Annotated in this window: 12 protein-coding genes; all 12 read left to right on the top strand. The window is 69.4% G+C overall.

All coding sequences use genetic code 11. The features are described 5' to 3' along the window. Positions 1-135: 135 nt before the first annotated feature. The 12 genes from RS84_RS04235 (at position 136) to RS84_RS04295 (ending at position 21,460) form a co-directional block, all read left to right on the top strand. Positions 136-771 (top strand): hypothetical protein, encoded by a 636-nt coding sequence (locus RS84_RS04235; RefSeq protein WP_052676207.1) that lies wholly within the window; start codon positions 136-138, stop codon positions 769-771. Between the two features lie 25 nt (positions 772-796). Further along, positions 797-1,867 carry a hypothetical protein gene (locus RS84_RS04240; protein ID WP_045256514.1) on the top strand — a complete coding sequence of 357 codons (1,071 nt, stop codon included), beginning with the start codon at positions 797-799 and terminating at the stop codon, positions 1,865-1,867. Beyond that, positions 1,864-2,085: an LPXTG cell wall anchor domain-containing protein gene (locus RS84_RS04245; RefSeq protein ID WP_045256515.1), complete on the top strand. Its 222-nt coding sequence runs from the start codon at positions 1,864-1,866 to the stop codon at positions 2,083-2,085. Before RS84_RS04240 ends, RS84_RS04245 begins: the two co-directional genes overlap by 4 nt. A 57-nt stretch (positions 2,086-2,142) precedes the next feature. Continuing rightward, complete coding sequence (locus RS84_RS18585; RefSeq protein ID WP_052676208.1) at positions 2,143-4,707, top strand: family 43 glycosylhydrolase; 2,565 nt, start codon at positions 2,143-2,145, stop codon at positions 4,705-4,707. A 44-nt stretch (positions 4,708-4,751) separates the two neighbouring features. After that, positions 4,752-7,382, top strand: a complete 2,631-nt coding sequence (locus RS84_RS04260) for an immunoglobulin-like domain-containing protein (protein WP_160298158.1) — start codon at positions 4,752-4,754, stop codon at positions 7,380-7,382. 16 nt (positions 7,383-7,398) lie between these two features. Beyond that, positions 7,399-10,776 (top strand): family 43 glycosylhydrolase, encoded by a 3,378-nt coding sequence (locus tag RS84_RS04265; RefSeq protein WP_045256518.1) that lies wholly within the window; start codon positions 7,399-7,401, stop codon positions 10,774-10,776. 93 nt (positions 10,777-10,869) lie between these two features. Then, positions 10,870-12,600 (top strand): AbfB domain-containing protein, encoded by a 1,731-nt coding sequence (locus RS84_RS04270; RefSeq protein WP_160298159.1) that lies wholly within the window; start codon positions 10,870-10,872, stop codon positions 12,598-12,600. Positions 12,601-12,709: 109 nt separating this feature from the next. Then, complete coding sequence (locus RS84_RS04275; protein WP_045256519.1) at positions 12,710-13,738, top strand: LacI family DNA-binding transcriptional regulator; 1,029 nt, start codon at positions 12,710-12,712, stop codon at positions 13,736-13,738. Between the two features lie 220 nt (positions 13,739-13,958). Further along, complete coding sequence (locus RS84_RS18870; protein WP_082062031.1) at positions 13,959-17,531, top strand: glycoside hydrolase; 3,573 nt, start codon at positions 13,959-13,961, stop codon at positions 17,529-17,531. Between the two features lie 194 nt (positions 17,532-17,725). Next, a complete protein-coding gene (locus RS84_RS04285; protein ID WP_045256520.1) occupies positions 17,726-18,745 on the top strand; it encodes a LacI family DNA-binding transcriptional regulator in 1,020 nt (339 codons plus the stop codon). Then, a complete protein-coding gene (locus tag RS84_RS04290) occupies positions 18,745-20,274 on the top strand; it encodes a sugar ABC transporter ATP-binding protein (RefSeq protein ID WP_045256521.1) in 1,530 nt (509 codons plus the stop codon). The genes RS84_RS04285 and RS84_RS04290 overlap by 1 nt, the downstream gene beginning before the upstream one ends. 178 nt (positions 20,275-20,452) lie before the next feature. After that, positions 20,453-21,460, top strand: coding sequence for a substrate-binding domain-containing protein (locus RS84_RS04295; protein WP_045256522.1), 1,008 nt, complete (start codon positions 20,453-20,455; stop codon positions 21,458-21,460). Positions 21,461-21,487: the final 27 nt, after the last annotated feature.

The following is a 21,487-nucleotide window of genomic DNA, read 5'->3' on the forward strand; positions in this document are numbered from 1 at the left end:
ACTCCGCTGGGGGAGTGCGCCGGGCAAGGGCGCCCACGCAGTTCCTGCCCGATGCCTGAAAGCGAACTCGACAGCCGCCAGGCTGATCGTCGATTCGGCGCGGTACCCGCCGGCCGAGGAACTGGAGAAACCACAATGAAGAACAAGGGCATGGCTGCGCGCTGCGCGGTCGGAATCCTGGGCGGGCTCATGCTCGCCGGCGTCGGCACCGCTGCCTTCGCTGAATTCCCGAACCCGGACGGCACCGGCGACGTCGACGTCAAGGTCGACATCGCTCCCACGGAGAACGGGGCGCTCAGCCTCACCGTCGGCGGCACCGAGACCTCGCTGACCGAGGGCGGCACGACGGCGACATACCGTCAGTTCAGTGGCGCGCTGCCGAACGTCACCGTCACCGACACCCGTGATGAGGTTCCGGCGGGCGTGTACTGGTACGTCACCGGCCAGGCGAGCGACTTCGTCGGCACCGCCGGCCAGGCGCCCATCACCCCCGACCACCTCGGCTGGGCTCCGAACGTCGTGACCGAGAACAACGGCGAAGTCAGCGCGGGCGACGTGGTGGACACGTCGATCGACGGCGGCGCCAACGGCGTGGGCCTGGTCGGCCAGGAGCTCCTCGCGCTCGCGCTCGACTCCTCCGAGGCGCATGCTGCCTCGGGCCAGTGGACCGCGAACGCGAACCTCGTGCTGAAGACCCCGGTGAACGTGGCTCCCGGCTCGTACACCTCGACCCTGACGCTGTCGCTCTTCGAAGACGCGATCGCTGAATGACCCCCCTTCGTCTGCCGGTGACACCATGACATTCCCCCGCTCCGCACCGCTCGCCGTGTGCGCCGCCGCTCTCGCGGCAGTGCTCGGCGCGCTCGGTCTTCCGTCGGCCGCCCACGCCGACCACGCGCCGAGCGATGCGGTGTCGTGGTCGGTGTCACCGGCGGACGAAACGGGCGAGGACGGCCGCGTCTCGATCCAGCATGAGCTGGACCCGGGCGAGAGCGTCGAAGAGCACATCATCGTCCGCAACCTCGGAGCGGGGGACGTCGTCTTCTCGCTCTCGGCGGCGGACGGCTTCTACACCGCGGCGGGGCGCTTCGACATGCTCCCCTCTGACAAGGAGTCGACCGACTCCGGCAGCTGGATCACGATCCCCGAAGAGGTCGAGATCGCGGCGGGCGGCTCTGCGGTCGTCGCCTTCACCATCACGGTTCCCGATGACGCCGAGCCCGGCGATCACGCAGCAGGAGTCGCGGCATCCGTCCTGTCCGTCAAGAAGGACGAATCGGGCGCGGCCGGCGTCGGTGTCGAGAGCCGCGTCGGCGTCAAGGTGCTGACCCGCGTCGCCGGTGCTCTCGCTCCGGCCTTCGCCGTGCAGAACGTGCAGACCGGTTACCGACTCAATCCGAACCCGTTCGAAGCAGGCGGGCTCACCGTGAGCTTCGACGTGCAGAACACCGGCAACACGCGGCTGGATGCCGTGGGCACGCTGGACATCGCCGGTCAGACGGTCGCCTTCCCCGCCGAAGGCGAGCACCCGCAGGTGCTGCTCCCCGGAGAGAGCCGCACCTTTTCGCTGCAGCTCGCCGAGGTGTGGCCGCTGTTCCTGCTCGGCGGAGACCTGAAGGTCGCCCCCACGGCAGCGTCGCTCGACGGCGAGAAGATCGCCGTCGAGGCGTCGACCACCTCCCTGAGCGTGTGGGCGATGCCATGGCCGCAGCTGGGACTGCTCGTGGGCGCTGCGCTCCTCGTGCTCGCACTGCTGTGGAACCGCATCCGCTCCCGCCGCCGCGTGCAGGCGCTGATCTCCGAGGCCGTGGAGCGCGGTCGTGAAGAAGCCCTCGCCGGCTCGACTCGAGAGAAGGTCACCGGATGATCGCCCTGTTCGACGTGGCCGCCGATGCGGATGCCGCCGCCGACGGCTCGAGTGGAGTGCAGATCCACGTCGACATCACGCAGCTGCCCACAGCGCCGCCGATCGGCGGCCTCGCGACCACAGGCATGGACGTGCCCGTGCTGCTCATCATCGCCGCCGTCGTCCTGATCGCCGCAGGCGCGGTGATCGTCATCCGGAGGGCGCGACGCCGCCCGTGACCACCTGAGAACCCTCCGCCGGAACCGCATACCGCCCACCACTCGAAGGAGAGTGCGTTGCTTCTGCATGCCCGCATATCGAGAACGACATCCGCTCTGCTCGTCGCCGCGATCTCGGCCGCGGGCCTCTGCCTCGCCTCGCCCGCCGTCGCCGAGTCCGGGGAGCCCGAGCCTCAGATCATCGCCGCCTACGACTTCGAGGACGGCACCGCGCGCGACACCTCGGGGCACGGCAACGACCTGACCCTCGCAGGCGGAGCCGCCGTCGAGACCTACGGCGACAAGCCGACCGGCAGCAAGGCGCTGTCGACGCGCGGCGGCACGCAGCACGCCGCGTTCCCCGTCGGCATGTTCGACGGCCGCGACGAGTTCACGATCTCGATGAACTACAAGAACCGCTCGTCCACCGGGAACTTCTTCACCTTCGCGGTCGGTCAGGACTCGAACAGGTACCTGTTCCTGCGGACGCGCTATCAGGACCTCTACGCCGGGATCACGAAAGCCTCATGGCAGCAGGAATCCGGCGCATCGGCCACGCTCGACGGCTCGATGCAGGGCGTCTGGGGCAACGTCACGCTCACCGTGTCTCCCACTGAGATCGTCGTCTACTACAACGGCAGGCCGGTCGCGACGAACTCCGACGTGAAGACGAGCATGAGCGAGCTGGGCACGAACCTCACGGCGTACCTCGGCCGTTCGCTGTACGCCGCCGATCCGTACTTCAACGGCGCCTTCGACGACATCACCATCTGGGACCGCGCGCTCGACCGCGCCGACCTGCTCGGCTCCGGTGTCGTGGAGGCCGTGGACACCGAGCAGATCCTCACCCAGCGGGTGAGCACCGAGGCTGGCACGAGCATCCTCGACATCACGCTCGACCACTGGGCACCGGGCGGCGGCGCCACGGGCGAGCTCAGCGACGTCTCCGACGTGCGCTTCGACTTCCTGACGCACAGCGGCGAGACCCTCACGGCCGCCGACGGCGGCCCGGCATCCGAGATCTCCGACTACCGCGATCCGGTGCGGCTCACCCTCACGAAGGCCGACGGGTCGACGGTGCCCTACGAGGTGCGCGTGCACACCCTCGTCACGCCCATCCGCATCCCCGGTCAGGCCGACGCCACGGGAGCCATGGGCATGAAGTTCTTCGCCGATCCCGAGATCTTCGCCGACGGCGGCAAGTACTACATCTACCCCACCACCGACGGCTACTCCGAGTGGGGCGGCTGGACGATCCACGCGTTCGAGTCGACCGACCTGGTCACCTGGACCGACAAGGGCGTCGTCGTGAACCTCCGCGATCAGGATCTCGACGGAGCCCCCGACAGCAGCATCCTGCCGAACCGCACCAAGAAGGCCTGGGCGCCGGCCATGGCGCTGCGGGACGGCAAGTACTACCTCTACTTCTCCGGAGACGGGCAGACGAACGTGGCGGTCTCCGACCGTCCGGACGGCGGATTCCGGCTCACCGACAGCGTCGTGGCCGACAGCATCGACCCGGCGACCTTCCGCGACCCGCAGACCGGCAAGTGGTACATCGCGTGGGGGCAGAGCGGCATCAACTACGCCGAGCTGAACGACGACATGCGCAGCTACGATCCGGCGACCCGTGTGCAGCAGTCGATCACCGGATACCGCGAGGGCTCGTACATCACCGCGCGCGAGTACCTCGGATCGTGGACGTACTACTACACGTACTCGGTCGACGACACGAACTCGCCCGACTACCGCGTCGCCTACGCGACCGCGACGAGCATGGCGGGTCCCTGGACCTACCGGGGAGAGATCCTGAACAAGGACGTCGCCAAGGGCATCCTCGGCACCGCGCACCACTCGGTGCTGCAGGTGCCCGGCACCGACGACTGGTACGTCGCGTACCACGCGTTCCTCACCGACGAGATGCGCCCGCGACTGGTCGACCTCACCAACGGCAAGCAGATCGCCACCGGCAACAAGCGCGAGACGCGCGTCGCCCGGCTCACCTACACGCAACCCACCGCGGCCGAGATCGCGACGGGCGCCGTGCCGCTCATCCAGCGCATCCCCGTGACGTACGAGGGCGTGCTGCCCGAGACGACCCCGACCGTGTCGCTCGCGGGCGATCCCGTCGTCGGCTCGACTCTGACGGCGGGCTTCGGAGAGGGATGGGCCGCGACCTCGTGGTCGTGGCTCCGCGACGGAGAGCCCCTCGCCGGCGCCGCAGGCGCGCAGTACACCGTGACGGCGGCGGATGCCGGGCACGCGATCTCGGCCCGCGGCATCGGCGAGTCCGCGACGGGCGTGCGCAACAACGACGGCAGCGCTCCCGCCCGCACGAATCCGCTCACGACGACGGCTGCGGCGATACCCGGAGCGACTGTCGACGTGCGGCTGTCGGTGCAGGTGCGGTGCGTGGCGGGCAAGGCGACGATCGTCGCCACGGTGGGCAATGAGACGGGGCAGGCGGCGGATGCCGTCGTCACCAGCGGTTTCGGCGCGAAGACGATCACCGCGCTCGCCGACGGGCGCAGCGCTTCGGCCTCGTTCAGCACCCGCAGCGCCGCCATCGCGGCGGGAACAGTGACGGTCGCGGTCGCAGAGGCGAGCGTCGAGCAGGCGTACGAGGCGCGGTCATGCCAGTGACCCGCAGATCCATCACCCATCACCAGGAACGACAGGAGAGTCGCATGCGCGGAACAGGTCGGGGCCGCAGGTCGGTCGCCGCAGTGACAGGAGCAGTACTGGTCGCCGGATTGGCGGCGTTCACGCCGTCGCCCGCGGATGCCGCGGAGCCGTCTTCGCTGCTCGCGCTGTACGACTTCTCCGAGGCGAGCGGGGCCGTCGTGCACGATGCGAGCACGCACGGCAACGACGCCACGGTCTTCGGCGGTGAGGCCTGGCACAGCGGATACATGCAGTTCACCGGCGCCAACCACGTGCAGATGCCGAACGACCTGCTGGCGGGCCGCAGCGCCGCGACGATCGTGATCGAGACCTCGCCGCAGGCCCTCACTGGCGCGAAGTTCCTGTGGAACTTCGGCGGCACCAGCAGCCCGACGAGCGGTCAGGGGCAGCTCTTCATCCAGCCCGTCGCGCCGCGCGTGGCGATCACCAAGACGAACTGGTCGGGTGAGCAGAGCGTCACGTCGCCGACGAAGCTCGTCGAGGGGCAGTGGCAGTCGGTCGCCGCGACGATCGCGAAGAACGCCGGCGGCACCACCTCGACGCTGCGCCTGTTCATCAACGGCACGCAGGTGGCGGAGAAGACCGATTCCACCGTCAATCTCACCGACCTGCTGACGCACACGGCGAACTACATCGGAAAGAGCGCGTACCCCGCCGACACCCTGTATCAGGGCAAGGTGTCGACCTTCCGCGTCTACGAGGAGGCGCTGCCGGCCTCGACGCTGGTCGACATCGCCGCGACGGATGCCGCGGCCGCCGCGACCGAGACGATCGCCGCTCTCGACCTCGCCGCCGCGAACACCCAGAGCCTCGACGCCGTCGAGACCGACCTCACGCTGCCGACGGCAGGCGGAGTCACCTGGACCTCATCGCACCCCGGCGTCGTCGCCGCCGACGGCACCGTGACGCCGCCGGCATCCGACACGGTCGTGACCCTCACCGCGGTCTCCACCGTGCGCGGAGTGCAGAGTGCGCCGCGCAGCTTCCAGGTCACCGTGCTCAAAGACCCGGCGGCATCCGAGAAGGCGCAGCGCGATCTCGACGCCATCACGATCGCGGATGCAGACGACGTCCGCTCGAACATCGCGCTTCCGGCATCCGGATCCCGCTACGGCTCCACGGTGACCTGGCAGAGCTCCGCTCCCGCGATCGTCGACGTGACCGGCACCGCGCAGACGGCACCCGGCATCGTCACCCGGCCCGAGGGCGGGGATGCCAAGGTGACGCTCACGGCCACCGCCACCATCGACGGCGTGACCGCGACGCGAGAGATCCCGCTCGTGGTGCGCCAGGCCTACGACATGCCCGCGACCACCGACTACCTCTTCGCGCACTTCACCGGCACCGAGGGCTCGGCGACCGACGAGCAGATCTACTTCGCCACCAGCCGCGACGCCAAGACCTTCACCGACACCCGCCCTGCGGGCTCGCCGGTGCTGTCGACACAGCGCGACGCAGGCCAGGGTGAAGGCGGAGTCCGCGACCCGTTCCTCGTGCGCTCGCCGGAGGGCGACCGGTTCTACCTGATCGCCACCGACCTGAGCATCTACTACCGCGGCGGGTGGGGCAACGCGCACGCCACGGAGGACGGCTCGACCGAGCTCGTGATCTGGGAGTCGACCGACCTCGTGAACTGGAGCGAGCCGCGGCTCGCCGACGTCGCGAGCGAGATCCCGAACGCCGGCATGGCCTGGGCGCCCGAGGCGATCTGGGATGAGGTGACGGGTCAGTACTACGTCTACTGGGCCACCCGCGCCGACGGCAACACGGCCTTCGGCGACAGCGTCGACATCTACATGTCGACCACCCGCGACTTCCGCACCTTCTCCACGCCCGTGAAGTGGATCGACCGAGAGCACTCCATCATCGACACGACCGTGATCAAGGTCGGCGACTGGTACTACCGGGCCTCGGGCGACGGCGAGATCACGATCGAGAAGTCGAAGAACCTCGCCGCGACCACGGCATCCGCGCTCCCTGCCACCACCGGCACGGATCAGCAGTGGGTCCTCGTCGGCACGCTGCAGTCGATCCTGAACGGCAGCGGCACCTGCGCCGGCGGCACGAATTACACCGGAGCCTGCCTCGAGGGGCCCGAGTTCTTCCAGTACAACGACGACGACCGCGCCGGAGCCTCTGAGCTCTACGGCCTGCTCGCCGACCAGTACGCCACCGGGCGCGGATACGTCCCGTTCCGCACGACCGACATCGGCTCGACGTCGAGCTCCGTGTGGAGCAAGGCGACCGACATCAACCTCGGCGCGATCAAGAAGCGCCACGGCGGCATCGTCCCGATCACCGCGGAGGAGTATCAGCGCGTGATGTTCCACTTCGCCGGCGTCGGCACCGACCCCGACCTGAAGATCAGCACGGCCGTCACGACGCGCTGCGTGGCAGGCAAGGTCGCCCTCGCCGTCTCGGTCACGAACGCCGACAGTCGCGCCGCCGATGTCGTCATCACGACGCCCTTCGGCAGCAAGACGGTCACGGGCGTCCAGCCGGGCAAGACCGTCACGCAGACCGTGTCGACACGGCAGGGCGCGGTCGCCGCGGCATCCGTCTCCGTCGAAGGCTCCGCGAGCGACGCCTCGTATTCCGCAAGCACGTTCTACGACGCCCGCACCTGCGGCTGAGAAGGAGATCAGGAGCATGAGATTCGCGAAGACCCTCACCGGCGCCCTGCTCGCCGGATGCCTCGCGGTGCTGACTCCGGCCGCTGCGGGCGCAGCGGTCGTGCGGCCCGCCGCGCTCACCGAACCCGCCTCGCTGCTCGCGCGGTACGACTTCTCGGAGTCGGACGGCACAGTGCTGCACGACGCGAGCGCGGCGCACCGCGACGCGGCGGTCGTGGGCGGCGCCGCGTGGCGGAACGGCGCCATGCAGTTCACCGGCGCGAACCACGTGCAGCTGCCGAACGACCTGCTCGCCGGGAAGAGCGCGGCGACCGTCGTGATCGAGACCACCCCGCAGGCGCTCAGCGGAGCCAAGTTCCTGTGGAACTTCGGCGGCTCCGGTGACGCCTCGACCGGGCAGTTCTTCATCCAGCCGGTCGCGCCTCGCCTCGCCATCTCGAAGACCAACTGGTCGGGAGAGCAGACGGTCACCTCGGCGACGAAGCTGGTGGAGGGACGGTCGCAGTCCGTGGCCGCGACCATCGAGAAGAACGCCGGCGGTACGACCTCGACCCTCCGGCTGTTCATCGACGGCACCCAGGTGGCGGTCAAGAGCGATTCGACCGTGCATCTGAGCGATCTGGTGACGCACACCATGAACTACATCGGAAAGAGCGCCTACGCCGGAGACAGCCTGTACCAGGGCGCGGTGTCGGAGTTCCGCGTGTACGAGGAGGCCCTGCCGGCCGCGACCCTCGCCGAGATCGCCGCGACCGATGCGCAGTCGGTGGCCGCCGAGACAGCGGCCGCTCTCGACCTCGCCGCCGTCAACGCGCAGAGGCTCGACGCCGTGGAGACGAACCTCGTGCTGCCCACGGCGGGCGGCGTGACCTGGAGCTCGTCGCAGCCAGGGATCGTCGCGGCGGACGGTACGGTCGTGCAGCCCGCGGCCGACACCCGGGTCACGCTGACCGCCACCGCGGCCACGCGCGGCGCCACCGCGAGCAGGACCTTCGATGTGACGGTGCTCAAGGTGCCGAGTGCGGCCGAGCGCGCGGCCAAGGCCGCCGCGATGCTCGTGCTGCCCTCGGTGCTCGAGAACGGCTACGTGCTGCCGGCCACCGCGAGCGGACTGTCCGTGAGCTGGTCGCACGCATCGGGCGCCGGCGCCGTCGTCGACGGTGCGATCGCCTCAGCCCCGGCCGACGCTCTCTCGCCTGCGACTCTCGAGGCGGTGATCGGGACAGCGCCCGACACCGCGACGGTGCAGCTCGAGGTGCGCGTCACGGCCGGTGCCGATCGCCTCGCGAGCTACACGACCTCGAAGACCACGCGCGGCGGCGACGATGTCGACGTCACGCGCGCCGCGCACCTCGCGCTCTCCCGGAGCGGCGGCGCCTACGCCGCGCTCAACGGCGGCGGAGCCGTGGTGTTCGCGCAGGTCACCGGCATGACGGAGGATCTCAACGGCACCAAGCGCTACCTCGGGCAGCCGTACCTGTTCCGGCTCGAGGGCGACCAGGGCTTCGGCCTGATCGCCCGCCGCGTCACCGCAGCAGGCGGCGCCGCGAGCGATGACGGCGGCGCGCTCCTGTTCACCTCGACCGACCTCGCGAACTGGGATGACCGGGGCGCGCTCGCGCTCCCCGGCCCCGCGACGACGGGGCGCGTCTCTGCGGAGTGGGATGAGCGGATCGACGCCTATCGCGTGGTGTGGTCGGATGCGGCAGGCAGTGCGTACAGCGGATCGACGACCGACTTCACGACCGTCACGCCGCTCGGCGCGGGCGCGCACCCGGCAGGGCGCGCGGGAACCATCGGCGTGGCCTACGCCGAGACCGCGTCGATCGTGCCGCTCACCCCTGCCGAGGCCGAGCGCACCGATGCGCTGCTCGGGCGCGTGCACAACACCGCGCTGCAGCAGCCCGAGGACGTGACCGTGGAGGCGGGCTCGACGCTCGAGCTGCCGGAGAAGGTCACGGCCGACTACTCCGACGGCGGCACGCACGACTTCCGCGTCGCGTGGGACACCTCGAGCGTCGACCTCTCGGCACCGGGCACGTATCAGGTGACCGGGACACTGCAGCAGCAGAAGACCGTGTTCCCGCTGGTCTCGCGTCGCGCGGATCCGCACGTGCTGCGGTACACCCGCCCCGACGGCTCGAAGACGTGGATGTACATCGCCACCGACGACAACGGTCAGGACGAGTTCTTCGTGCGGCAGGCCGACACGATCGAGGGCCTGGCCACCGCACCGGACAACCGCATCCTCGGTATCGGCCTCTCCGGTGCCGCACCCGTGGGGTCGCAGCTGTGGGCGCCGGAGTTCCACGAGGTGGGAGGCGACCTGTACATCCTGTTCGCCGCGAACGCGAACAACGTCAACGCGTGGAACGGCGTGCAGTCGTACACGATGCGGCTGAGGCCGGGCGGAGACCCGCTCGTGCGCGCCGACTGGGAGGCTCCGCAGCGCGTGGTCGACGCGCAGGGACAGCCGCTCACGCAGTACGGCACGGGCATCACGCTCGACATGACCACCTTCGAGGACGCGGGTGTGCAGTACGCGGTGTGGTCGGAGCGCAAGGTCCCCGCATCCGGATCCGGCCCCGCCGTGCTCAAGATCTCCAAGATCATCCCGTCGACGACGGGCGCCTGGAGGCTGGACGGCACTCGGTCGACGATCGCGTACCCCGATCGCAGCTGGTCCGACAACACGACCCCCGTCGTCGAGGGGCCTTTCGTGATCCAGCGCGACGGCAAGATCATGATCACGTTCTCGGGCTCGGGCGTCGACTCGACCTACGCGGTCGGGCTCATGACGGCCGATGCCGGTGCAGAGCTGCTGGACGCCGGCTCGTGGACCATGCGCAACTACCCGATCTGGCACTTCGAAGGTCCGGTGACGGACAACTGGGGCCCCGGCCACAACTCGTACACCTACGACGACGACGGCAATCTGATCAACATCTTCCACGCCAAGCTCACCGCGAACGGCACACGCGATTCGGGTGCCAGGATGGTGTACTTCCGGCAGGACGGCAGCCCCATCCTCGACATGACGGATGCCGAGTGGCTCGCTCCTGAGAACCGGACGGTCACGACCACGGTCACGGTCGAGGCCGGCGGACCGGCGCTGTCGGTCACGGCGACCGTGCTGCCGCGCTGCGTCGCGGGCAAGGTCGTGCTGCCGGTGAAGATCGAGAACACCTCTGGCGTGCCGATCGACGCGGTCGTCACCTCTTCATACGGAACGGTGCGCGCCACGGGGATTGACGCCGCGAAGACCCTGTCGGTCTCGACCCGGTCGGCCGCCGTCTCGGCGGGCGAGGTGACCGTCACCGTCACGGGCGTCATCGGCGGGAACCCGGTGACGTCGGAGATCACCGCGGCCTACGCGGCGACGGTCTGCCGCTGACCGGAGCGCGGGGAGCACGACGGATGCCGCCGAGTGCGGCGGACCGCAGCAGGGCGAGGCGAAGGGGCCCCGCTCTCGACAGAGAGGAAGACGATGGAGTCGGAGTCGACGAGACCCGTTGTGCGGGACGAGGGATTCACCAGGCGCGGCCTGCTCGCAAGGGTGGCGCTGTCCGCGACGGCCGTGGCCCTGGGAGGTGCGGCGCTCGACGCCGTGAACTCATCCGCGGCGATCGGGGCGACCGGGGCAGGGCGCCCGCACCTCGCCTACACGGCGCTGCAGCCGTCGTCGTACGCGCATCCGGGACTGCTGCACACGGCATCCGATCTGTCCGACATCTCGACGCGCGTGGGGGCGCAGGCGCAGCCCTGGTACGCCGGGTTCGAGAGGCTGGCAGCCAACGGGCGCGCGAACGCGGGATGGATGCCTCGCCCGCTCGCCGACGTGCTGCGCGGCGGCACTGGTCAGAACTACATGCAGATGGTCTACGACGTCCACGCCGCGTATCAGAACGCCCTGCGCTGGCAGGCGACAGGGATCGAGGAGCATGGTGCGGCGGCCGTCCGCATCCTCAACGCGTGGTCGTCGAGCCTGGCCTCGATCGGAGGCAACGCGGATCGGTTCCTCGCCGCGGGGATCTACGGCTACCAGTTCGCGAACGCCGCAGAGCTCGTCCGCGACAGAGGCGACTTCCAGTACACGCCGTTCCGCGACATGCTGCTGAACATCTTCTATCCGATGAACGAGCAGTTCCTCACCTTCCACAACAACGCGGTGATCACGAACTACTGGGCCAACTGGGATCTCTGCACCATGGCATCCGTGCTCGCGATCGGCATCTTCGCCGACCGGGACGATCTCGTCGACCGTGCAGTGGACTACTTCCATAACGGCGCCGGCAACGGTTCCCTCGCCCATGCGGTGCCTTTCGTCTACGACAGCGAGGGGCTTGCACAGTGGCAGGAGAGCGGGCGTGACCAGGGCCACACGGTCATGGGCATCGGACTCATGGGCGCGATCTGCGAGATGGCGTGGAACCAGGGCATCGACCTGTGGGGCGCCGACGACAACCGCTTCCTGAAGGCGTCGGAGTACGTGGCGAAGTACAACCTCGGCAACGACGTGCCCTTCACCCCCTACAGCTGGCAGTCGGGGCCGAACACCACCGCGCCGCACGTGGGCTGGCAGACCCAGACTGTCATCAGCGACAATTCGCGGGGCCAGCTCCGGCCCGTGTGGGAGCTCATCCTCGGGCACTATTCGGGCAGGCGCGGGCTGAGCGCACCCTGGACGGAGCAGATGGTGGCCGCAGTGCGCGCCGAGGGCGGTGGTGGAGACTACGGCCAGACCTCCGGCGGGTACGACCAGCTCGGCTTCGGCACGCTCACCGCCGCCGCCGCGTCGCCCGGCGGCCGGATCTCGAGGCTGCAGGCGTTCACGCATCCCGAGCATTACCTTTCGGCATCGGGGACGAGCGTCGCGCTCACCTCGGCGCCTCCTCTCGCGCTCTCGCGCTTCCGGGTCGTGCCGGGCAGGGCCGATTCCTCGGGAGGGCGGGTGTCGTTCGAGTCGGTCGATCAGCCGGGCAGCTACCTGCGTCACAGCGCCTTCCGTGTCGTGCAGCAGGCGGACGACGGCACGAGCCTGTTCGCGGCCGACGCGAGCTTCGTGCCGGTGGCGGGCCTCGCGCACTCGATGATGACGTCGTTCCGCTCGCACAACTATCCCGATCGGCACCTCCGCCACCGCAACTACCAGGCGTGGGTCGACCCGATCCTCACCGATGGCGACCGCGCAGACGCGACGTTCCGCATGGTCGACTGAGAACGAGCGGATGCCGGCCGCGGACACGGTTCGCGGCCGGCATCCAGGCCAGAAGTCCTCTGCGCACTATCGTTGTACCGTTCACGGTCGTAGCGCGGAGGGGGCAAGCATGACCACCGACTCGGTCGCCCCCGCGGGCGGGCCCCGTAAGCCCAGCATCTACGACGTCGCCGATCGTGCGGGCGTCTCGCACATGACGGTGTCGCGTGTGCTGAACGGGCATCCGAACATCCGCGCCTCCACCCGTGACAAGGTCATGAAGGCCATCGACGAGATGAGCTATACGCGCAGCTCGATCGCCCGCGCCCTCGCCACCAACCGCACCATGCGCATCGGAGCGATCGTCGACAATCCGGGCTTCTTCGGCCCGAACAGCGTGCTCAGGGCCATCGAGGTCGCCGCCCGCGAGAACGGCTACGCGGTGAGCAGCTTCTCGGCGGGGGAGGCCGAGGACCGCCGCGTCGACGCGGGCGTCATGGAGCTTCTCACGCAGGGTGTCGATGCCCTGTGCGTGATCGCGCCTCGAGCCTCGTCGCTCGATCTGCTCCGCCAGCAGGCGATCGGGCTGCCCACGCTCGTCGTCAAGGAAGAGCCCGACGAGCAGATGCACACGGCATCCGTCGACCAGCGCGCCGGCGCGACCGCCGCCGTGCGCCATCTCATCGACCTCGGCCACCGCAAGATCCTGCACGTCGCCGGGCCTCCGGACTGGTTCGACGCCAAGGCGCGCACCGAAGCCTGGCGCGCCGCTCTCGAAGAAGAGGGCCTCCCCGTCGTCGCTCCCGTGATCGGCGATTGGTCGTCCGATTCGGGCTACGCATTCGGGCAGACGCTCGACCTCGGCGACGCGACCGCCGTGTTCGTCGCGAACGACCAGATGGCGCTCGGGCTCCTGCACGGCTTCGCTGAGCGCGGCATCCGCGTGCCCGACGACGTCAGCGTCGTCGGATTCGACGATGCGCCCGACGCGAGGCACTACCTGCCCCCGCTCACCACTGTCCGCCAGGACTTCACCCTGCTCGGCAAGGTCGTGATCGGCGAGCTGCTCGCGGCGATCGAGGGTGCCGAGACCGAAGCTCGCGAGCTGATCCAGCCCGAGCTGCAGGTGCGCGCCTCCACGGCCGCCCCGCGCGCCTGAGCCCCCGCGCGGCTGCCCCCGCGCGGCGCTCGCTCTCGCCGAGTGCACGGCTTCTCGCCGAGTGCACGGCTTCTCCGCGTCGATACGTCGTGCACTCGTCGACTGCACGTGATCTCGACGACGGCAGACGCGGCGTGACTCGCGGTTGACGGGAGAGAGGGCGTTCTCTAGGCTTCTGTTACCGCTCACTGTTGACGTCAACACATTTGAGGAACAGACGATGAAGTCGAAGAGATCCCTTGCAGCGCTCGGCGTCTGCGCCATCGGCGCCGGCCTGCTGGTGACCGGAGCGCCCGCGGCATCCGCCGCCGCGATCCCGATCACGATCACCCCGAACCCCGGCTACGCGTCGGATCCCTTCGAAGGGTGGGGCACGAGCCTGGTCTGGTTCGCCAACGCCACGGGCGGCTATCCAGACGATGTGCGTCAGGATCTGCTCGACAAGGTCTTCGGCGATGACGGGCTGAACCTCAACATCGCGCGCTACAACATCGGCGGCGGCAACGCGACAGACGTTCCGGACTACCTGCGCCCCGGTGGCGCGGTCGAGGGCTGGTGGAATCCCGATCTCGCGAGCTCCACCTACGCCGACCGCGCGACCTACCGCGCGGCCTGGGACGGCGACGACCCGGCGAGCTACGACTTCGACGCCGACGCAACCCAGCGATGGTGGATCGACGCGCTCAAGGGGAAGATCACGCACTGGGAGGCCTTCAGCAACTCCCCGCCGTACTTCCTCACCCAGAGCGGCTATGTCTCCGGTGGCATCGGCAACGGCAGCACCGAGCAGCTCTCCGCCGCCGACATGGACGCGTTCGCCGACTACCTCGTCACGGTCGTCGAGCACATCGAGCAGGAGCACGGCATCCGCTTCGACAGCCTCGACCCCTTCAACGAGCCGAACACGAACTACTGGTCGACGACTCTCGGCGCTGATGGCTGGCCGACCTCGGCGAGCCGTCAGGAGGGCGCGCACATCGGCCCCGCAGCGCAGGATCAGATGATCCAGGCGCTCGCGGCCCGTCTCGCCGAGCCGGGTACGACGACGAAGGTGCCGATCTCGGCGATGGACGAGACCAATCCCTCGATCTTCGCCACGAACTGGAACGCCTGGAGCGACGCCTCCAAGGCCGAGGTCGACCAGCTGAACGTGCACACCTACGGCACCTCAGGGCGCCTCGTCGTCCGCGACATCGCGAAGAGCGCCGACAAGCCGCTCTGGATGAGCGAGGTCGAAGGCGACTGGGACGGCACGGGCCACAACCTCACGAACATCGAGAACGGCCTGGGCATGGCCGGTCGCATCGTCGACGACCTGCGCGAGCTCGAGCCGAGCGCCTGGGTGTTCTGGCAGCCCGTCGAAGACGCGTACAACATGGAGAAGGTCGAGGATCTGAACTGGGGATCGGTCCTGGTGGACTTCGACTGCAACGCCGAGGGCGACTCCGAGCGACGCATCGCCGACGGCGACGCCGACCCGAGCTGCCAGGTGAAGACGAATGCGAAGTACAACACGGTGCGCAACTTCACGCACTACATCCACCCGGGCGACGCTCTCATCCCCTCCGGCAACGCCCAGACCACCGCGGCCGTCTCGGCCGCCGGCGACGGCGCCACCCTCGTGCACGTCAACACCGAAGCGTCCCCTCGCGATCTGACCATCGATCTGTCTCGCTTCGGCACGATCGCCGCGGGGGCGACGGTCACTCCGATCGTCACGACCCAGTCGACCGAGGCCGATCCCACCTCGAACGCTCTGATCGAGGGCGCAGCGGTGCCGGTGAACGCGGCGACCCGATCGGCCACCGTCACTGTGCCGGGCAAGTCGGTCGTCACGCTCGTGGTCTCCGGAGTCTCCGGCGTCTCGGATGACGCGGTCGCCCTGCGCGACGGACGCAGCTACCAGCTCTTCGGCGTGCAGAGCGGCAAGGCGCTCGCCGCGTCAGGCACGGCTGCGGTTATCCGCACCTCGGCCACGACGGCGGATGCCGCAACCGCGCAGACCTGGACGGTGCGCACGCTCGCTGGCGGTGGCACCGACCGGCACCGCTTCGCGCTGCAGGCGGGCGATGGGCGCTTCCTCGCCGAGTCCGCGGGAGGCGTCACGCTGACGAGCGCGACGCCCGAACAGGCGGCGAGCGACCCGGCGCTGCAGTGGATCTCGTCGACCACTGACGGCGCGCGGTTCTCGATCCTCAGCGTCTCGAACGAACGCGTGCTCGACGTGAACGGGCAGAGCTCGGCCGACGGGGCCGGAGTGGGTCTGTGGACCTCGAACGACGGCACCAACCAGCTGTGGACGCTCGCCGACACCGGCCTGGTCGAGGTCGAGCAGGTCGCGATCGGCGCCGTGATCGGCGCCGCGGCCGAGCTGCCGGCGAACGCGACCCTCGTGTACCGCGGAGGCGTGGAGCGCACGGCATCCGTCACCTGGAACACGGCTGGAGTCGACTGGACCGTCGCCGGGACCAAGACGATCACAGGCAGCGGCACCGACCTGTTCGGGGTCGCCTTCCAGGCGACCGCCGTCGTCGAGGTGGGGGCTGTCGCGCTCACGGATCCGGTCTCTCTGACCACGTACGCCGGGGTGCCTGCCGCGACCGTGAAGGCCGCTGCGCCGGCGACGGTTCCCGCGGCCGTGGGTGCGACCGACCAGAAGGTCGCCCTGCCCGTCGTATGGGACTGGTCGGGCAACGCCGACGCCAGGTTCTCGGCCCCCGGAGTCGTGACCGTCCACGGCACCGCGAAGAGCCCAGACGGAGCCGAGCTGCCGGCGACCCTGTCGGTGATCGTGACGACGCCGACCGCGGCGAACGTCGCGCCGGCGAGCACGGCATCCGCCACCTTCACCGAGAGCTCGAGCTACAGCGTCTACCGCACCACGAACGGCATGACGGCCGACAAGGGCTGGTCGAACTGGCGTTCGGGCACCAAGAACACGCAGGACACGCTGACCTACGCACTCGCGCACGCGGCGACCATGCAGAGCGCGAAGATCTACTTCTACCAGGACGGATCCTCGAACAGCTGGCCGCAGTCGCTGTCGGTCGAGTACCGCTCGGGCTCGGGATCATGGACCTCGATGGGAACGGTCGACGTGCCGGTGCCCGCCGACGGCACCGCCCCGATCGTCGAGGTGCCGATGAACGGCGTGCAGGCGGATGCTGTGCGGGTCGTCATGACCGCTCGCGCCGCGACCCACATGATCGTGTCCGAGGTCGAGCTGTACGCCGCGGCTCCCAGCCCCTCGACGGTCGACACGCTCGCCGCGATCACCCTCGACGGAGCACCGCTGCGCGGATTCGCAGCTGATGTCGAGGCGTACCAGGTGCCGTGGCCGGGGGAGTCCTTCCCGACCGTGCGCGCGGTCGCGGTAGACGGCGACGCGACGGTCGCCGTGACCCAGGCGGATGACGGCGGGCTCGCCACGGTCGCCGTCACGTCTGCCTCGGGATCCACGCGCACGTACACGCTCGCCTTCACCGCGGCGGCTGCGCCCGACCTCGATGCCGCGGTGTCGACATCGGTGCGCTGTGTCGCGGGCAAGGCGCAGCTGGTGCTGACGGTGACGAACACGGGCGAGGTGCCGACGGACATCTCGGTCTCCACCCCGTACGGCAGCAAGGCGCTGTCGGACGTGCAGCCGGGCGCCCGCTCGTCGATCGCGCAGGCGACGCGTCTGGCGTCGTTCCCCGCGGGCACCGTGCAGGTGGAGCTGGGGGCGGATGCCGACGGCACCCGTGTCACCGAGAACCTGCAGTTCGCCTACCTCGCGGGCACCTGCGCGAGGTGACGGGTCGGATCTGACGCGGGGCCGGGGCATCGACGGATGCCTCGGCCCTGTGTGTCGTGGTGCGGGTTGTGGTCGCCTGGAGGTGCGGGAGGCGGCGGTTTCGCGCACCATCGGTGGCCCGTGTCGGCGACGAGATTGTGCGTTCCTGACTGTTCTCGGTAACATCTCCCCAGGCGAGACCGACGGAGGTGCGCATGGCCAGCCTCGGTTCCGACAAACCCGGCATCCGCCACGTGGCGGACCTCGCCGGCGTCTCGCACATGACCGTCTCGCGCGTCCTGAACGATCATCCGAACATCAAGCCCGACACGCGTCGGCGGGTGCTCGAGGCGATCGAGGAGCTCGACTACCGGCCGAACATGGTCGCCCGCGCACTCGCGACGCAGCGCACCCGCCGGATCGGCGTGATCATCGAGAGCGCGGTGTCCTTCGGGCCGACCAGCATCCTCCGCGCCGTCGAGATGGCCGCGCGCACCTCGGGCTACTCGGTCACGGCGGTCGCCCTGCACGAGGGCGACACCCTCTCGCCGCAGGACGCGGTCGACAACCTCACGGCGCAGGGCGTCGACGCGCTGTGCGTGATCGCCCCGCGCTCGTCTTCCGTTGCGGCGCTGCGCCGCATCTCCCTGAACGTGCCGATGCTCGTCGTGAAGGCCGATGCCGACCCCACCTTCCTCACCGTCTCGATCGATCAGCAGGCGGGGACCGGGCTGGTCGTCGATCACCTCGTGGCGCTGGGACATCGCGACATCCTCCACATCGCAGGGCCCCTCGACTGGCTGGACGCCCGCGCGCGCGAACGCGCCTTCCATGCCAGGGCCAAGTCGTGGGGCATCCGCGAGCGGCCGATCGTCGTGGGCGACTGGACCGCCGACTTCGCCTACGACTTCGCCAAGGGGCTGAACCGCCTGCCCGACTACACGGCGGTGTTCGTGGCGAACGACGACATGGCGATCGGGCTCATCCACGGCCTCCACGACAAGGGCTTCGAGGTGCCCAAAGACCTCAGCATCGTCGGGTTCGACGATGTGCCGCTCGCGCGCCACTTCCTCCCGCCGCTGACGACCGTGCGGCAGGACTTCACCGCCCTCGGCGGCGCGGTCGTCGAGATGCTGCGCGCCGCGCTCGAGGAGCGCGAGCTGCCGCAGCTGACCCGCATCCCCACCGAACTCGTCGCCCGCGGATCCAGCGCGGCGCCGCGGGAGGTGCGCTGATGGTCGTCCCGATCGTCGAGCTCACCGGCATCCGCGTGGAATTCCCCGACGTCGTCGCGCTCGACGACGTCGACTTCCGGCTCTTCCCCGGTGAGGTGCACGCCCTGATGGGCGAGAACGGCGCCGGCAAGTCGACGCTGATCGGCGTGCTCACCGGAACCTGCACCCCGGTCGCGGGCAGCGTCGTCGTGGCGGGGGAGGAGCGCAGATTCTCCGGCGTCGCCGACGCGCGCGCCGCTGGTATCGCCACGGTGTTCCAGGAGACCCAGCTCGGTCCGACTCTGAGCGTGGCCGAGAACGTCATGCTCGGTCGCGAGCGGCGAGGACGCTTCGGCATCGACTGGCGTCGCACGAGAGCGGATGCCGCCGACGCGCTGGCGCGCCTCGGGCTCGACGACATGGACCCGAAGACCCCGATGACCATGCTGTCGCCCGCGCAGAAGCAGCTCGTCGCGCTCGCGCGCTCGGTCGTCGACGACCCGCGCATCCTCGTGCTCGACGAACCGACCTCGAGCCTCGATCAGGCCGACGTCGACGTGCTGATGCGGGTGATCAGAGGACTTCGCGACCGCGGGGTGGCGATCCTCTTCGTCTCGCACTTCCTCGAGCAGGCCTTCGCGATCAGCGACCGCATGACGGTGCTCCGCGGCGGCCGGCGGATCGCCGAGACCCCGACCCGCGAACTCGAGCGGGCGGATCTGATCTCGCAGATGCTCGGCAAGGATCTCGAGGCGCTGCGGGCGCTGGGATCGGAGCGCAAGGCCCACCACTACGCCGCGGACGGAGTGCCTGCGCTGCGCGCCACCGCGGTCGGGCGGCGAGGCGAGCTCGACCCGATCGACATCGACGTGCACCGCGGCGAGATCGTCGGGCTCGCGGGGCTCCGCGGCTCCGGACGCACCGAGCTCGCATCGCTGCTGAGCGGATCGATCCGCGCGGACAGCGGGGAGATCGTGGTCGACGGCGATCACGTGCAGCTGCGCACGCCCTCGTCGGCCCTGCGCAATCGCATCGCGATGTCGGCGGAGAACCGCCGCGCCGACGGCATCATCGGAGATCTGACGGCACGCGAGAACATCGTGCTGTCGCTGCAGGCGCTGCGAGGCTGGACGAGGCCCCTGTCTCCGGCCGAGACGGCCGCGCTGGCCGAGACCTACGTCGAGACCCTGCACCTCGACCCCGCAGACCTCGCCCGGCCGGCGAAGCTGCTCTCGGGCGGTACTCAGCAGAAGCTCCTGCTGGCGCGGGCGCTCGCGGTCAGGCCTCACGTGCTGATCCTCGACGAGCCGACCAGAGGCATCGACATCGCGGCGAAACTCGACATCCAGCGCCGGGTGAGCCAGCTCGCCGGAGACGGCGTCGGAGTGGTGTTCATCTCGGCCGAGCTCGAGGAGGTCGTGCGGCTCAGCGATCGGATCGTGGTGCTCAAGGACCGCGACAAGATCGGCGAGCTCAGCAACGGGCCTGGCGTCACGGTCGACAGCATCGTGGAGATGATCGCCGCGGAGCTCGACCCTTCCGACCGCTGAGGTGTGTCCGGTAACAACGAATTGGTCACGAACGGCTCGAGTTTTCCGAACATGCTTGTGTTCCAGAAATTGTTCCCGGTAACATGATCCGCACGGCGCACCCACGTCGTTCTGTAATCACACCGGACCGGGTCAGGTCCAACCCGGGGATCGACCCGGAATCTCGAGGAGGAGATCAATGTCTGCAATGAAGCGCACTCGTACCGTTCTGGGGCTCGCCGCTGTCGGCGCGCTCGCATTCGGGCTGGCTGCATGCTCGAGCGGTGGCGGCGACGCCGGTGGCGACGGCGGCAGCGGAGACTCGGGCGAGCTCACCACGGTCGGTTTCGTCGCTGTCGGCCCCGAGGGAGCCTGGCGCGAGGCCAACGAGCAGAACATCCAGGACACGTTCACCGAGGACGCCGGCTTCGAGCTCAAGTACGCTCCGGCCACGAACCTCGACCAGAAGTCGCAGATCGACGCCTTCACGTCGTTCGTCGACGAGGGCGTCGACGTCATCCTGCTGTCGGCCACCGAGGCCAGCGGCTGGGAGGACTCGCTCAAGCTCGCACAGGAGGCCGAGATCCCGGTCATCCTGCTCGACCGCGGCATCGAGCCCGACGACACCAGCCTGTACGTCACCCGCATCGCGCCCGACAACGTCGAGGTCGCCAAGGAGGTCGGCTCGTGGGCCGCGGCTGAGTTCCCCGACGGCGGCAACTACGTCGTCCTCGAAGGCCCGGCAGGCGTGGGCGTCGTGAACGAGCGCAACGAGGGCTTCGAAGCGGGCCTGGGCGACTCCAAGCTCGTCAAGCTCGACGCGCAGACCGCCAACTGGTCGGCCGAAGAGGGCAAGAGCGTCTTCGAGACCATGCTCAAGGCCAACAACAACAACATCCAGTTCGTGTTCGCGCAGAACGACGAGATGGGCCTCGGCGCCGCTCAGGCCGCTGAGGAAGCCGGCCTCGTGATCGGCACCGACGTGAAGATCGCCACGATCGACGGCACCAAGAACGCCATGCAGGCGCTCGCCGACGGTCAGCTCAGCTACGTGCACGAGTACAACCCGCTGTTCGGCGAGACCGCTCTCGACGTCGTCAAGAAGGCCCTCGACGGCGACAAGGTCGAGTCCTACATCGTCGTCCCGAGCGAGGCGTTCGACTCGGCCGAGGCGGCCAAGGCCGTCCTCGCGGACCGCAAGTACTGAGCACGACCCCGTGACCTGGAGGCGGTG

This window comes from Microbacterium hydrocarbonoxydans (genome assembly GCF_000956475.1).
In the GTDB taxonomy this organism is placed as follows: Bacteria; Actinomycetota; Actinomycetes; order Actinomycetales; family Microbacteriaceae; genus Microbacterium; species Microbacterium hydrocarbonoxydans_A.

Excerpts from the sequence above, each read along its gene's own strand:
- RS84_RS04265 (WP_045256518.1), top strand. The coding sequence starts at position 7,399 with ATGAGATTCGCGAAGACCCTCACCGGCGCCCTGCTCGCCGGATGCCTC.
- RS84_RS04235 (WP_052676207.1), top strand. The coding sequence starts at position 136 with ATGAAGAACAAGGGCATGGCTGCGCGCTGCGCGGTCGGAATCCTGGGC.
- RS84_RS04260 (WP_160298158.1), top strand. The coding sequence starts at position 4,752 with ATGCGCGGAACAGGTCGGGGCCGCAGGTCGGTCGCCGCAGTGACAGGA.
- RS84_RS04290 (WP_045256521.1), top strand. The coding sequence starts at position 18,745 with ATGGTCGTCCCGATCGTCGAGCTCACCGGCATCCGCGTGGAATTCCCC.
- RS84_RS04295 (WP_045256522.1), top strand. The coding sequence starts at position 20,453 with ATGTCTGCAATGAAGCGCACTCGTACCGTTCTGGGGCTCGCCGCTGTC.
- RS84_RS18870 (WP_082062031.1), top strand. The coding sequence starts at position 13,959 with ATGAAGTCGAAGAGATCCCTTGCAGCGCTCGGCGTCTGCGCCATCGGC.
- RS84_RS04240 (WP_045256514.1), top strand. The coding sequence starts at position 797 with ATGACATTCCCCCGCTCCGCACCGCTCGCCGTGTGCGCCGCCGCTCTC.
- RS84_RS04270 (WP_160298159.1), top strand. The coding sequence starts at position 10,870 with ATGGAGTCGGAGTCGACGAGACCCGTTGTGCGGGACGAGGGATTCACC.
- RS84_RS04245 (WP_045256515.1), top strand. The coding sequence starts at position 1,864 with ATGATCGCCCTGTTCGACGTGGCCGCCGATGCGGATGCCGCCGCCGAC.
- RS84_RS04285 (WP_045256520.1), top strand. The coding sequence starts at position 17,726 with ATGGCCAGCCTCGGTTCCGACAAACCCGGCATCCGCCACGTGGCGGAC.
- RS84_RS04275 (WP_045256519.1), top strand. The coding sequence starts at position 12,710 with ATGACCACCGACTCGGTCGCCCCCGCGGGCGGGCCCCGTAAGCCCAGC.